Source organism: Streptomyces sp. NPDC040610 (genome assembly GCF_055594065.1).
Genome location: NZ_JBVIXA010000006.1, coordinates 416,029 through 429,470, shown reverse-complemented (window position 1 = coordinate 429,470; position 13,442 = coordinate 416,029). Strand labels below are relative to the sequence as shown.

13 protein-coding genes are annotated in these 13,442 nt (G+C 71.6%); 7 read left to right on the top strand and 6 right to left on the bottom strand.

Going from position 1 to position 13,442, the window contains the following annotated elements:
• Positions 1-48: 48 nt before the first annotated feature.
• Positions 49-675 carry a TetR/AcrR family transcriptional regulator gene (locus ACZ6AA_RS23330; protein WP_468452884.1) on the top strand — a complete coding sequence of 209 codons (627 nt, stop codon included), beginning with the start codon at positions 49-51 and terminating at the stop codon, positions 673-675.
• Here the strand turns inward: ACZ6AA_RS23330 and ACZ6AA_RS23325 are convergent.
• Positions 666-1,130, bottom strand: a complete 465-nt coding sequence (locus tag ACZ6AA_RS23325) for a MaoC family dehydratase (RefSeq protein ID WP_468452886.1) — start codon at positions 1,128-1,130, stop codon at positions 666-668. The genes ACZ6AA_RS23330 and ACZ6AA_RS23325 overlap by 10 nt on opposite strands.
• Positions 1,131-1,223: 93 nt before the next feature.
• Here ACZ6AA_RS23325 and soxR point away from each other — a divergent pair, with 93 nt between their 5' ends.
• Positions 1,224-1,685, top strand: coding sequence for a redox-sensitive transcriptional activator SoxR (soxR, locus tag ACZ6AA_RS23320; protein ID WP_468452888.1), 462 nt, complete (start codon positions 1,224-1,226; stop codon positions 1,683-1,685).
• 37 nt (positions 1,686-1,722) lie between these two features.
• Here soxR and ACZ6AA_RS23315 read toward each other — a convergent pair whose 3' ends face one another.
• Positions 1,723-2,424 carry a 3-keto-5-aminohexanoate cleavage protein gene (locus ACZ6AA_RS23315; protein WP_468452890.1) on the bottom strand — a complete coding sequence of 234 codons (702 nt, stop codon included), beginning with the start codon at positions 2,422-2,424 and terminating at the stop codon, positions 1,723-1,725.
• A 52-nt stretch (positions 2,425-2,476) separates the two neighbouring features.
• On the opposite strand from ACZ6AA_RS23315, the gene ACZ6AA_RS23310 reads away from it, so the two are divergent.
• Positions 2,477-2,995 (top strand): hypothetical protein, encoded by a 519-nt coding sequence (locus ACZ6AA_RS23310; protein ID WP_468452892.1) that lies wholly within the window; start codon positions 2,477-2,479, stop codon positions 2,993-2,995.
• A gap of 59 nt (positions 2,996-3,054) precedes the next feature.
• On the opposite strand, the gene ACZ6AA_RS23305 is transcribed toward ACZ6AA_RS23310, so the two are convergent.
• Positions 3,055-3,663, bottom strand: a complete 609-nt coding sequence (locus ACZ6AA_RS23305) for a hypothetical protein (protein WP_468452894.1) — start codon at positions 3,661-3,663, stop codon at positions 3,055-3,057.
• A 290-nt stretch (positions 3,664-3,953) separates the two neighbouring features.
• Here ACZ6AA_RS23305 and ACZ6AA_RS23300 point away from each other — a divergent pair, with 290 nt between their 5' ends.
• Positions 3,954-6,800 carry a penicillin acylase family protein gene (locus ACZ6AA_RS23300; protein ID WP_471459717.1) on the top strand — a complete coding sequence of 949 codons (2,847 nt, stop codon included), beginning with the start codon at positions 3,954-3,956 and terminating at the stop codon, positions 6,798-6,800.
• A 75-nt stretch (positions 6,801-6,875) separates the two neighbouring features.
• On the opposite strand, the gene ACZ6AA_RS23295 is transcribed toward ACZ6AA_RS23300, so the two are convergent.
• Positions 6,876-8,222, bottom strand: a complete 1,347-nt coding sequence (locus tag ACZ6AA_RS23295) for a serine-threonine protein kinase (RefSeq protein WP_468452898.1) — start codon at positions 8,220-8,222, stop codon at positions 6,876-6,878.
• Positions 8,223-8,320: 98 nt separating this feature from the next.
• Complete coding sequence (locus ACZ6AA_RS23290; RefSeq protein ID WP_471459715.1) at positions 8,321-8,956, bottom strand: hypothetical protein; 636 nt, start codon at positions 8,954-8,956, stop codon at positions 8,321-8,323.
• A 191-nt stretch (positions 8,957-9,147) separates the two neighbouring features.
• On the opposite strand from ACZ6AA_RS23290, the gene ACZ6AA_RS23285 reads away from it, so the two are divergent.
• A complete protein-coding gene (locus tag ACZ6AA_RS23285) occupies positions 9,148-10,167 on the top strand; it encodes a LysR family transcriptional regulator (RefSeq protein ID WP_468452902.1) in 1,020 nt (339 codons plus the stop codon).
• Between the two features lie 33 nt (positions 10,168-10,200).
• On the opposite strand, the gene ACZ6AA_RS23280 is transcribed toward ACZ6AA_RS23285, so the two are convergent.
• The gene (locus tag ACZ6AA_RS23280) at positions 10,201-11,526 is read right to left on the bottom strand and encodes an erythromycin esterase family protein (RefSeq protein WP_468452904.1); all 1,326 of its coding nucleotides are present in this window, start codon (positions 11,524-11,526) and stop codon (positions 10,201-10,203) included.
• 256 nt (positions 11,527-11,782) lie between these two features.
• Between ACZ6AA_RS23280 and ACZ6AA_RS23275 the strand changes: the two genes are divergently transcribed.
• Both ACZ6AA_RS23275 and ACZ6AA_RS23270 read left to right on the top strand, forming a co-directional pair.
• Positions 11,783-12,547 carry an SDR family oxidoreductase gene (locus ACZ6AA_RS23275; RefSeq protein WP_471459712.1) on the top strand — a complete coding sequence of 255 codons (765 nt, stop codon included), beginning with the start codon at positions 11,783-11,785 and terminating at the stop codon, positions 12,545-12,547.
• A gap of 188 nt (positions 12,548-12,735) precedes the next feature.
• Entirely contained in the window at positions 12,736-13,329 is a 594-nt protein-coding gene (locus ACZ6AA_RS23270; protein ID WP_468452908.1) for a TetR/AcrR family transcriptional regulator, read from the top strand.
• Positions 13,330-13,442: the final 113 nt, after the last annotated feature.

The window sequence follows — 13,442 nt, the reverse complement described above, 5'->3', positions numbered from 1 at the left end:
CTCACCTTCAGGGTAGGGTGACTGTCCTGAACGGTGGAAGGAGCGCGCATGGGTGCGGCGAAGGAGACCCTCGGCGAGGAACAGCCGTGGGCCGAGGTCAGTCCCGACGCGGCGAGGCGGCTGCTGATCGCCGCCGTCGACGCCTTCGCCGAGCGCGGCTATCACGCGACGACGACGCGGGACATCGCGGGCCGCGCCGGCATGAGCCCCGCCGCGCTCTACATCCACTACAAGACGAAGGAAGAGCTGCTCCACCGCATCAGCAGGCTCGGCCACGACAAGGCGCTCGCCATCCTGCGCGCCGCCGCCGACGGCGAGGGCACCGCGGCCGACCGGCTCTCCGCCGCCGTCCGGTCCTTCGTCCGCTGGCACGCCGGGCACCACACCACCGCCCGGGTCGTGCAGTACGAACTCGACGCGCTCAGCGCCGACCACCGCACCGAGATCGTGGCCCTGCGCCGCCGCTCCGACGCCGCCGTCCGGGAGATCATCAACGACGGCGTGCGTGCGGGCGAGTTCGATGTCCCCGACGTGCCCGGCACCACGCTCGCCGTGCTGTCCCTGTGCATCGACGTCGCCCGCTGGTTCGACGTCGGGGGGCGCAGGACGCCGGACGAGGTCGGCGCGCTGTACGCCGACCTCGTGCTGCGGATGGTGGGGGCGGCTCAGAAGTAGTAGCGGGACACCGACTCCGCCACGCAGGCGGGCTTGTCGCCGTCCTCGCGCTCCACGGTGACGGCGGCCGTCACCTGCACGCCGCCGTCCTTGGTCTCCTCCACCGAGGTGAGCACGGCCGTCCCGCGCACCCGCGAGCCCACCGGCACGGGGGAGGGGAAACGGACCTTGTTCGTGCCGTAGTTGAGGCCCATCCTCATGCCCTCGACCCGGAGCACCTGCGGGACGAGCACCGGCAGCAGCGACAGGGTCAGATAGCCGTGCGCGATCGTCGTCCCGAACGGGCCCGCCGCGGCCCGCTCCGGGTCCACGTGGATCCACTGGTGGTCGCCGGTGGCGTCCGCGAACAGGTCGATCCGCTTCTGGTCGACCGCCAGCCAGTCGCTGTGCCCCAGCTGCTCGCCGACCGCGGCGCGCAGCTCCTCGGCTGACGTGAAGATCCTCGGCTCTGCCATGTCCCCGGCCTCCCGGACGTAGGTGAACTAAGCGCTTGCTCAGCATGCGGGGTGCCCCCGACCGCTGTCAACGCGCCAAGTAGGCTTCGAGGAGTGCCCCAGATCCCAGAGAAGGTCCACGAGCTCACGGTCGGACAGCTCGCCGCGCGCAGTGGCGCCGCCGTGTCCGCCCTGCACTTCTACGAGTCCAAGGGACTCATCAGCAGTCGGCGCACCTCGGGCAACCAGCGGCGCTACCACCGCGACACGCTGCGCCGCGTCGCCTTCATCCGGGCCGCGCAGCGCGTGGGTATCCCGCTCGCCACGATCGGCCAGGCCCTCGCCGAGCTGCCCGAGGGCCGCACGCCCAACCGCGAGGACTGGGCGGCGCTGTCCCGGACCTGGCGCTCCGAGCTGGACGAGCGCATCAGGCAGCTGGGACGGCTGCGGGACCACCTCACGGACTGCATCGGCTGCGGCTGCCTGTCCCTGGAGACCTGCGTCCTGTCCAACCCCGACGACGAGTTCGGCAACCGCATCATCGGCTCCCGCCTGATGGGCGAACGCCGCTCCTGACCTCGCCGGGTGACCGCCGGGCCACCCCGCCCGGCGGTCACCGTCCCAGCGCCGCCGCCACCAACTCCGCGTTCGACCCCGCCCGTTCCCCGCCCGGCAGCACCAGCGTGTCCTCCAGGCCGATCCGCCGCCCGAGCCCGAGCCGTCCGGCGAGCGCGAGCACCGGCCAGGTGCCGCCCTCCTCACCGTGCAGCAGCACCGGGCGGCCGTGCGCGTCGCCGATCCCCGCGAGCAGCGCCCGCGCCGACGCCTCGGCCGTCTCCGCGTCCCGGTCGGTGACCTCCGCGAGGACCCGAAGCACCCGGGGCCCGAGCGGCGAGGCCGCGAACCGCTCCGCGCCGTCCGTGCCGGACCAGATGCCTGCCTCGACGCCCACGCCCCGTTCGAGGAGCGCCCGCGCCACGTCCTCCGCGCCCGGCTCGTGCCAGTTGACGGACGCGTGGTCGGGCAGCACGGTCCAGGCCCGCACGCATGCCGCCCGCGCCGCCGGGTCGGGCTCGGCCCAGGCACCCGTGGTCACGCCGACGGGCACCGCGACGGCGGCGCGCAGCGCGTCCAGCGTCGCCGCGACCGCGCGTGGCGACAAAGTGTCTTCCCCGCAGGGGGACTTGGGGTGTACATGGACATCGAGTGCGCCGGCGGCGACCGCCTCGGCGGCGGATCGTGCCAGGGCTCCGGGCGACAGCGGCACGGCCGCACCGTCGTCCGCGCCACGGGCACCGTTCAGACATACCTGCATCGAGCCATCACAACACGCCAGCAGCACACGCCGACACCGCACGGGGGACAGGATGAGCGTCGTCATTTGTTCGTTGAAATGGGAAGCGGCACGCGGCGGACGCCAGAAGATCACCTACGACAGCGACGGGTACCACCTCGTGCGCTTCCCGTACGAAGCCGGCGAGGAGCAGTACGACCCCTGGCGCATGCATGACCCGGCGCACGGCTTCACCACGCCGTCGCGCTTCCCCGACGCCCGCTCGGGCCTGATATGGCCGAGTCACGACGGGTGGGGCACGCTGTCGGCGATGGTCTTCTGGGAGCCGGACAACCGGCCGACGGAGTACCGCGCGCGGTTCGTGCGCGATCCGCTGAACCTGTCGACGGGCTACGACTCCACCGCGACCACGGACACCGTCCCCACCCGAGGTGGGCAGTACCGCTCGTACACCTGGCAGATGTTCGTGCACCCCGGGACCCCGGTGGGCCTGAAGATATCCGCGCGCGGCTCGGGCGATGTGAAGCTCGCCGCACCTCTGATGCTGGCCGAGTTCAAGCTGGCCATCCACACGGACGTCGCCAGGCCCTGAGGGTCAGGGGCGGATCGGCGGCCCCGGGAGGGGTCCGCCCCGTGCGTGCTCCGTCGCTCTCACGCGGAGACCAGTGGGCGCGAGTGCCGCATCCGGGCGTGCCGCTCGGCCTCGGGCGAGAGGACGGGGGCGGGGACCACGATGCCGCAGCTCGTGCAGACGGGGCCCGACGACGGTTCGTGCGCCAGGCCGTAGCGCCATTCGAGGGCCGTGTCGCCGCACACGGGGCAGGCGGCGCCGGGGTCTCGTTCGAGGGCGTCGATGAGTTTGCGCAGCACGTCGGCGAGCGGCGCGGACGGGTGCACGCCGGGGTCGTCGCACCAGGCGACCCCACGGCCGCCCCAGGTGCAGCGGTGCCAGTCGTCGACGCTGCCGGGGCGGCGCAGGCCGTCGTGCTTCTCCCTGCGCCGACGGCGCGCGAAGCCCTCTTCGTAGGCGAGCCACACCGCGCGGGCCGCCTCCAGTTCGTCGAGCGCGGCCACCAGCCGCGCCGGGTCGGGTGAGCGGTCCTCGGGGCCGAACCCGGCGCGGGAACACAGGTGGTCCCAGGTCGCCCGGTGACCGTAAGGGGCGAATCTCTCCAGGCACTTGCGCAGTGAGTACCGCCGCAGTGCCAGATCGCTCTGCGGATCGCGCACCTGTCTCGCGAGACTCCGGAATCCGGCCATCGCCCTGCACCTCCGTCACACGTTCTCGGACGTCGTCCCGGGCCGAGGGATGTCGCCCTGGACCCGAGAGGCATCGAGTAGACGTATCGACTCACGTTTTGGTGCCATCCGATTTTCGATGGCTTCCATCAGCGCGTTCCCCGCAGGTCAGCGGAGATGCATGTGGTGGTTGTGAAAAGGCGACGGTTGTTCATCTTTCAGGTTCGGCAACCCGACAGTAACCTCCGCCGCGACGGCCTTCCGCAGGACCCACAGGACCCCAAGGACCCCCAGGACCTGGAGGAGCACCTATGCGACGACGCACCGCACGGCTCAGAACCCTCACCATGTCAGCGGCCCTTGTCCTGGGGGCCGGTCTGCTGCTCGCCCCCGGGCCCGGCGCCGCCGCGGCCGAACCCCAGCCGGTCACCGACTTCTGCGGCGACCGCTGCGCGGACATCCTGCCGCCCGGCGCGAACGGCAACGCGACCCTCGCCGAGATCCTGAGCCACCGCGTCTTCGGCACCCAGCCCGCCCACGCCGACGACCAGTTGGGCCCCTACGACGCCCTTGCGGCGGGCTATCCCTCGCTGACCGACGGCAAGCTCACCGAGTTCTTCAACGACGCCTCCTTCGGTGTCGAGCCCGACCAGGTCGCCTCCGTCACCAAGCCGCGGGACGACGTGACGATCACCCGTGACAAGAAGTACGGCATTCCGCACATCCAGGGCACCACCCGCTACGGCACCGAGTTCGGCGCGGGCTTCGCCGCGGGCCAGGACCGGCTGTGGCTCATCGATCTGTTCCGGCACATCGGCCGCGGCGAGCTGACCCCGTTCGCGGGCGGCGCCCCCGCCAACCAGGGCCTGGAGCAGCAGTTCTGGCCGCAGGCCCCGTACACGGAGGCGGACCTCCAGCGGCAGGTCGACTACATCCGGCAGACGCAGGGCGAGCGCGGCCAGCGGGCCATGGAGGACGCACAGGCGTACGTCGACGGGCTCAACGCGTACCGCGTCAAGGCCAAGGACGGGCGGTACTTCCCGGGCGAGTACGTCCTCACCGGCAAGATCGACGCGATCACGAACGTCGGCGAGATCCAGCCCTTCAAGATCACCGACATGATCGCGCTGGCCTCCGTGGTGGGCGGCCTGTTCGGCAACGGCGGCGGGGGAGAGGTCGAGTCGGCGCTTTCTCTGCTCGCGGCCCAGCAGAAGTACGGCGTCGAGAAGGGCACCGAGGTCTGGGAGAAGTTCCGCGGCCGCAACGACCCCGAGACCGTCCAGACCCTCCACGACGGCAGCAGCTTCCCCTACGCGGGCAAGCCCGAGAAGGCGCGCGGCACCGCCCTGCCCGACCCGGGCTCCGTACAGCGCGAACAGCTCGTGTACGACCGCGAGGGCGGCGCCAAGGCCACGGCCAAGAACCCGGCGAAGGCGCCGAAGGACCCGGTCAGGGCCCCGAAGAAGCTCAAGCCGCTCCAGGGCATGTACGACAAGGGCGTCCTGCCGTCCGACCTGTTCGGCTCGGCCGGCAACCCCGCCCACGGCAAGGGCATGTCGAACGCCCTCCTGGTCTCCGGCAAGCACACCGCGAGCGGCAACCCCGTCGCCGTCTTCGGCCCCCAGACCGGCTACTTCGCGCCCCAGCTCCTGATGCAGCAGGAACTCCAGGGCCCCGGCATCAGCGCGCGCGGCGTCTCCTTCGCGGGCGTCGGCATGTACGTCCAGCTCGGCCGCGGCCAGGACTACGCGTGGTCGGCGACGTCCGCGGGCCAGGACATCACGGACACGTACGCCGTCGAACTGTGCGCACCCGGCGGCGGCACCCCCGGCAAGGACGCGACCCACTACCTCTACCGGGGCACCTGCACCCCGATGGACAAACTGGAGCGCAAGAACGCCTGGAAGCCCACTGTCGCCGACTCCACCGCGGCGGGCTCCTACCGCATGCAGGTCTTCCGCACGCACTACGGCATCGTCACGCACCGCGCGACGGTCGACGGCAAGCCCGTGGCGTACGTCTCGCTGCGCTCCACCTACCGGCACGAGGCCGACTCGATCATCGGCTTCCAGATGCTCAACGACCCGTCGTACGTGAAGGACGCCGCGACCTTCCAGAAGGCGGCCCAGCACATCTCCTACGCCTTCAACTGGTTCTACGCCGACTCGCGCGACATCGCCTACTACAACAGCGGTGCCAACCCCCGGCGCGCCGCCGACATCGACCCGTCCTTCCCGGTGAAGGCCCAACAGGCCTACGAATGGCGGGACTTCGACCCGACGAACAACACCTCGGCGCAGACACCGCCCGCCGAGCACCCGCAGTCGGTCAACCAGGACTACTACATCTCCTGGAACAACAAACAGGCCAAGGACTTCAGCTCGGCGGGCTTCGGCATGAGCGCCGTGCACCGCGGCGACCTGCTCGACGACCGCGTCAAGAAGCTCACCGAGGAGGGCGGCGTCACCCGGGCCTCCCTCACTCGGGCCATGGCGGAGGCCGCCGTCACCGACCTGCGCGGTGAACAGGTGCTTCCCGAGATCCTGAAGGTGGTCCGCGGCAAGCCCGTCGACAACCCGGCCCTCGCCCAGGCCGTGCAGCAGCTGGAGGCCTGGCGCAAGGCGGGCTCGCAGCGCAAGGAGACCGCGCAGGGCTCGCACGTCTACGCGCACCCCGACGCCGTACGGATCATGGACGCCTGGTGGCCGCAGCTCGTCGAGGCCGCGTTCAAGCCCGGCCTCGGGGACGGCCTCTATGCGGCGCTGACCGCGCAGCTCGGCGTGGACGAGGCGCCGTCGGCGGGGCACGGGCCGACCGGGGCGCACGCCGGGTCGGCCTTCCAGTACGGCTGGTGGGGCTATGCCGACAAGGATCTGCGGACCGTGCTCGGGCAGCCGGTCGAGGGCTGGACGAAGGAGGCGTACTGCGGCAACGGCAAGCTCGACGCGTGCCGCGACGTGCTCCTGAAGACCCTGGAGCGTGCCGTCGCCACACCGGCGTCAGAGGTCTACCCCGGTGACGCGAGCTGCAAGGTGGGCGAGCAGTGGTGCGCGGACGCCGTGATCCACCGGGCCGTCGGCGGCATCACGCACCGCGCCGTCCAGTGGCAGAACCGGCCGACCTACCAGCAGGTGGTGGAGTTCCCCCGGCACCGGTGACCGGCACGCGGCGGGGACCGCTCCGGTCGGACAGGGCGCTTCGGGCCCTGTCCGACCGACGGGTGGACTCCCCGGTCAGGCGAGGGCGATCCGTCCGGCGCCGCACACCGCGTGGGCCAGTTCGGCATGGCAGATGTCGCTGTGCGCGCCGTTGGGCGGGCCGCCCCGCCGCACCACGGCCGCCGCGTCCACGCTCACGCACCCCCGGGCCGGAAGGACCCCGCCGAGCGCCACCCGCTGCGCACCGTCGACGGCCTTGAACCCGTCGAACCCGATGGCGCCGTAGCGCTCCCACAGATTGAGGAAACTCGCGGAGTCGCCGGCGAGCTTGGAGGCGAGCGGATAGAGCTTGCCGAGCGCGTCGTCATGGCGCGAGAAACAGCACACCAGCGGCCCGTCGACCCGCCGCTCCACCCCGGCGAGCGCCCCGCCGCGCGAGCGGTCGTGGGGCAGCCGTGGGCTGAACGCGTAGTGCGAGAAGGCCCCTTGGAGCAGCGTGGCCGACTTCACGCAGCGCGCCCCCGCAGGCATGCCGTGCAGCCCGTACGCGATCAGGCGGGCCCCGAAGCTGTGCCCGATCAGATGCACGCGCAGGCCCGGCACGTCCCCGGCGAGCAGACCGAGGGCGGGGCCGAGACCGAGCTGCCCGATGGCACCGGCCCGCCGCTTCATCGCGTAGTACGTGCCCTGCCGCAGCAGTTCCTTCGCGCCGCGCCACAGCCGCTTGCGCACCCCGTCGAGGAACTGCGCGCCACGGGCGTCCTCCAGCATGGCCAGGAAGATCTCGCAGACCTCGACGGCGTCGTCCGTGAGCATCGCGGGCTCGCCCGCGCCGAGGTCGTCGGCGAACTCGTGCGCCGGGCTGGTGTCGCGCACCGCCACCAGATCGCGGACGAGCCGCGCGAACTCGTCCAGGCGGGAGCGGACTTCGGCGCGCTCCTGGAGCAGCCCGGCGAGCCGGTTCAGGCGGGCCGTCTGCTCGGGTCCAGGGAAGGTCCGGGACAGGAGGTCGCGGGTGGCCCGGTCCAGGGTCGGGTCGCCGGGCGGGGCCGGGCCGGCGGACATGGCCGGGGCGGAGGGCGGCGGCCCGGGGGTGGCCGCGGCCGGTCCCGCGGACGGCTCGAAGTCCGGGATCGGCTCGTCGGGGAAGCGGATCGAGGGCCACAGGACACCGGCGTAGCCGAGGCGCACCCCGGCTCCGGCGAGCTGCTCGAACGGGGCGAAGAAGCGCCGGTACAGCTGCCGGGCCATCCGCTGGTTGTTGTTCCAGCCGTGCGCGAACACCAGCAGGTCGGTGACGCGTTCGCGTTCCGCGCCCGACAGGAGCCGGTCGCGCTGCGCGGCGTCGACGTCTCCGTCGGCGTCGAAGGTCAATTCCCAGTAGGGCTCCACGACCGCATGGTCCTGCCGCTCGGCGCTCATGGCCAGATGTCGCGCGGGAACATACGCGAACACGCGGGAGCCGGTGCCGTCCCCCGGGCGGCGGCACCGGCTCCCGCGCGGGTCCGCGGGGCCCCTGATCAGTACGGCATGCGGTCGCCCGGGTGGGCGGGGGCGCCGTGGGGCACGGCGGCGGGCGGGGGCGTCCTCTGGTCGCGGGCATAGCGGATGGTGGCCGGGAGCCAGCAGCACACGACGGCCACGAGCACCGTGAGCAGCGCCACGAAGCTGAACGCCATGACGGATTCGGGTTCGTAGTCACCCAAGATGAGGACATGGGGGAACAAGGCCACGAAGCCCGAAATGGTAATGAATACGCGCGCCCAAGTGGCCGCCTTCTTGCGGACACTGAGCGTGAATACCAGCAGGCACACAGCGGTGAAAATGGCGAATCCGGCGCGGGTCGCGAGGGTGCCCGCACGGTCACTGACGAGCTCGTCCCAGATGGGCCCCGAGAGCGACTTGATGTCGGCCGCTGTCGTATTCGACGGCAGTCCCACAACGTCCGGATGGTCGTCGATGACGTCCCTGATGTTCTCGTCGGCCATGTCATTGCCGCCGGTGAAGACGAGCACCGCGCCGACGATCGCGGACACTGCGGATATGGCAGAGGTCCAGACCAGAGTGGTCAGGGTGCCGGGCCGCCGGACCGCGCGGTTTGCGCGGGCCGCGCGGCGGGGACCGACCGGCGCGGGTGCGACCTGGTATTGGCTCACGGGTGCGACTCTCCTCGGGGAGATGAAGGTTCGAGTGGGATTGGCTCGACCATTCCATGGGCACCACGAACACAGCCAGCATTTTCTGGAAGAAATCCCCAGATAATCTGGGGTGATCGAGGGATCAGTTTCCGTGGCGGTTATGCTGCAATGCCGTAAAACTCAAAGGGAGTTGGAGAGAGTAAGTTCGCATGGCCTTAAACGGTCCCACGCAGTACCCCGCGGAACTGCTGGACACCACGATGGATCAGCTTCGGACGCTGCTCGCCGTGCACGAGACCGGCACGGCGCTCGCCGCCGCGCGCCAGCTCGGCCGGGAACAGTCCAGCGTGCAGAAGCAACTGGACACGATGAACCGCACGTTCGGCGCGCTGTGCGGTGAGGCGCTCGTGCTCAAGCGGGGTCGCGGGAAGGACGTCCTGTTCACCGCCACCGGCGAGCATCTGGTCGCGCTCGCGCGCTCCACGCTGTCCGCGTGGTCGGACGGCATCCACGACGCGCGCCGCCGCCTCGGCCGCACCCTCTCGGTCGGCTCGACCCGCTACACCCTCGGCTTCCTCCTGGACGCCGTGGAGCGCGTCAGCGACGCCTACGAACGCCGCGGCGTCGACCTGAAGGTCACCCACGTCCGTACCGGCGACCTCTTCGCCCGGCTGCGCTCCAAGGAACTCGACCTGGTCTGCGGCAGCATCGTCGTCACGGAGGGCCAGGAGGCCGAGCTGGAGCCGTACGAGATCGTGGAGTGGCGGCGCAGCGGCCTGTCGATCCTCACGAACCTGCCGCCGGAGAAGCTGCCCGGCGGCTCGGTCGACGCGAGCGAACTGCCGGGCCTGCCCCTGGTGGTCTCCGCGGGCGGCCTCATCGCCCGCTTCCTCACCGCCTGGTACGGCGCCGACTTCCGCAAGGAGATGTCCATCGCCGCCGAGATCGAGGCCGCCCACTACGGCTTCGAACTGCTGCGGTCCGGGGTGGTCAGCGGGGCGATGCTCGTCACCCGCGGCATCGCGGAGGCCGCCGAGTCCGGCAGCCTCCCCGAGGCCGGGGGCCTGCGCCGCCTCGATGTCGTCGGTGACGTCGGGCCGCGCACCGAGGTCCTCGTCGGCGTCTTCACCCGGCGCGGCGACCGCGCCTCGTACGACGCGAACCATCCGCTGAACCTGCTCTGGGACGCCCTGGCGAAGGACAACGGGCGCTGGTGGCTCAGCAGTTGACCCGCCGGGCCACCGGTCGCGCCACCGGCGGGGCTACTGCGGCCGGTGGGCGGCCGTGATCCGGTGCAGGTGGATGAGGATGTCGTGGTTCGCGCCGAGCCTGATGTCGTGAAGACCCTCGGGGTAGGCGGTGCCGATGCTGCGGGTCGGGCGGGACTTGGCCAGCCACTTGCGCGCGGCGGCGGGGGCGTTGCGCATGTCCACGTAGTAGTCGTCGTACGACACCTTGTCGAGGGTGTGCTCGTTCATGCCGGGCCTGGCGGCGCCCACGGTCCGCGGCTTCCACTTCGTGTCCTGGGTGCCGGTCGCCATGAAGGAGCCCCGGTCGAAGCTGAACCCGACGCTGCGGTACTTCGAGCCGAGCGCGTCCCGCAGGAAGGCGCCCTGCATCTTCGGGTAGTTGGCGTCGCGCGACTCGTACCCGATGTGGGCGTTGTGCGCCGACACGAGCACCTTGCCCCCGGTCTGCCGCTGCCACCACACCGTGTTCTCCGCCATGATCCGGTCGCGGTAGAGCATCGCCCCGCGGATCCCGGCGGGAGTGTCGGCGTCGAAGGCGTAGATGTCCGAGGTCTGCGCGATGGAGCGGGCGTGCTGCAGGGTCCAGGTGAACTTCGTGCCCCCGTGCTCCGGCCGGATGTCCTTGACCAGCTTGTACGCCGCCCGCGCCTGCTTCGCGAGCCGGGTGCGCTCGGCCTGGGGCAGCGCCAGGTGGGCGTCCCCGTCCGTGACCTCGCGCAGCGGCGCGTACAGGGACTTGATCCGGTCGAGCCGGTCGGGGGCGTGGCGGCGCACGTAGTCGGTCACGGCGTCGTACAGCTCGACGCCCATCCTGGGGTTGTTGAGGTCGTTGCCCATGAAGCGCACCTGGCGGTCCGGGTGCTTCTTGTTGTACTGGCGCATCCAGGTGAGCAGCTCGATGTACTCCTCGTTGTACCAGGGGCCCTTCGACAGCTCCTGGCGGACCAGCTCGCGCACATCGCCCGGGCCGCCGCGCACATAGGCGTCGAAGCGCAGCCCCGTGGTCCAGCCGACCTCCAGGGCGAAGGTCCGAAAGCCCTTCTCCTGGACGAGATAGCGGAACATCCGGTCCTTCATGGTGAAGAACTCGTGCGTGCCGTGGGTGGCTTCGCCGAGGCCCACCACCTTGGCGTCGCCCACCATCCGCCCGAGCGGCCGCAGGTCCTTCGTCGAGCCGCCGGGCCCCGTGGCGCGCAGGGGGTGCGCGGCGCTCTCGATGGCCCGCACCGGGCTGTCCGGGCGCGGGGCCGCCGAGGCGGCGACGGGGGCGAGCAGGGCCCCCGTCCCGACCGCCGTGACCAGCAGCAGAGAAGCCCGCGATGAGGCGGTCCGTGCCATGTTCTTCCTCCTGGAAATCGTGTTCCGTACGAAGATCACGATTCCGTGCGCAGGCCCGCGCGACCATCCCGGAGGCACCCCGTCCGGTGGTGGAGCCCGCTCCACCAGGAGCCGGGGAGACGCCGGCACCGGAGACCCCCTTTCGGCACAACATACCGACTGGTTAGTCTGCGAGGGAGTACGTGATCGACCAGCACCACGTGATCGACCCGCACGCGGTCGACGCGAGGGTGACCGAGGCCGAAGGAGACCACCCGTGGAGAGCCTGCAGGGCAAGGGAGTCGTCGTCACCGGCGCGGGCGGCGGGATCGGGGCCGCGCTGGCCCGCCGCTTCGCCGCCGCCGGGGCCCGCGTCGTCGTCAACGACCTGGACGCGGCCAGGGCGGCGGAGGTGGCCGCCGAGGTGGGCGGCGTCGCGCTGCCCGGCGACGCCTCCGCGGTCGTCGCCGACGCCCTCGCCGCGCTCGACGGCACCGTCGACGTGTACTGCGCCAACGCGGGACTCGCCTCCGGCGGCACCGAGGCCGCGGCCGAGCGGGTGTGGGCCGACGCCTGGGACGTGAACGTGATGGCGCACGTCCGGGCCGCGCACGCGCTGATCCCCGGCTGGCTGGAGCGGGGCGAGGGCCGGTTCGTGTCGACGGTGTCGGCGGCCGGGCTGCTCACGATGGTGGGCGCCGCGCCGTACAGCGTCACCAAGCACGGCGCGTACGCCTTCGCCGAATGGCTGTCCCTGACCTACCGTCACCGTGGCATCAAGGTCCACGCGATCTGCCCGCAGGGCGTGCGCACGGACATGCTCACCGCCGCGGGCTCCGCCGGGGAACTCGTCCTCGCGCCCACCGCGATCGAGCCCGACGACGTCGCCGACGCGCTGTTCACCGGCATGGCCGAGGACCGCTTCCTGATCCTGCCGCACCCCGAGGTCGCCGGGTACTACCAGGCGCGGGCCGCGACCCCCGACAAGTGGCTGACGAGCATGAACCACATCCAGCAGAAGTGGGAGGCGTCCGAGCGCTGAGCGGACCCCGGGGCCGCCCTTGCGGAGAAGTACCCCCGTGCGGTGGAGGTCCTGGAGAAGCCACCGCACACCGCGAATGGGAAGATCCTCCGGCGGGAACCGCGTTCCCGTCCATGAAGACCCGCGGTGGATCGCGGCGGGACGCCTGGAAGACCAGAAAAGCATGCAACGGAAGGCAGGTGGCGGCAGTGGCCAGAACGACGGACGGTGACGGTACGCCCGTCCCGCAGAGGCTGCTCGCCGCCGCCACCCGGCTCTTCGCCGACCGCGGCTACGACCGTACGTCCGTGCAGGAGATCGTCGAGGCGGCGGGCGTCACCAAGGGCGCGCTCTACCACTACTTCGGGTCCAAGGACGACCTGCTGCACGAGGTGTACGCGCGGTTGCTGCGGGTGCAGCAGGAGCGGCTCGACGCGTTCGCCGACGCGGACGAGCCGGTGGAGCGGAGGCTGCGGGACGCGGCGGCCGACGTCGTCGTCACCACCATCGCCCACCTCGACGACGCCTCGATCTTCTTCCGGTCGATGCACCACCTCAGCCCCGAGAAGCACAAGCAGGTACGGGCGGAGCGGCGCCGCTACCACGAGCGGTTCCGGGCGCTGATCGAGGAGGGCCAGGAGTCCGGGGTGTTCTCCACGGCGACCCCCGCCGACCTCGTCGTGGACTACCACTTCGGCTCCGTCCACCACTTGTCGACGTGGTACCGCCCGGACGGACCCCTGACCCCGCAGCAGGTCGCGGACCACTTGGCGGACCTGCTGCTGCGGGCGCTGCGGCCGTAGGGCCCGAGGGCGGCCCGGGTGGGGGGGGGGGGGGGGGGGGGGGGGGGGGGTTGTGGGGGGGGGGGGGGGGGGGGGGGGGGGGGGGGGGAAGGGGGGGGGGGGGGGTTGGCCCC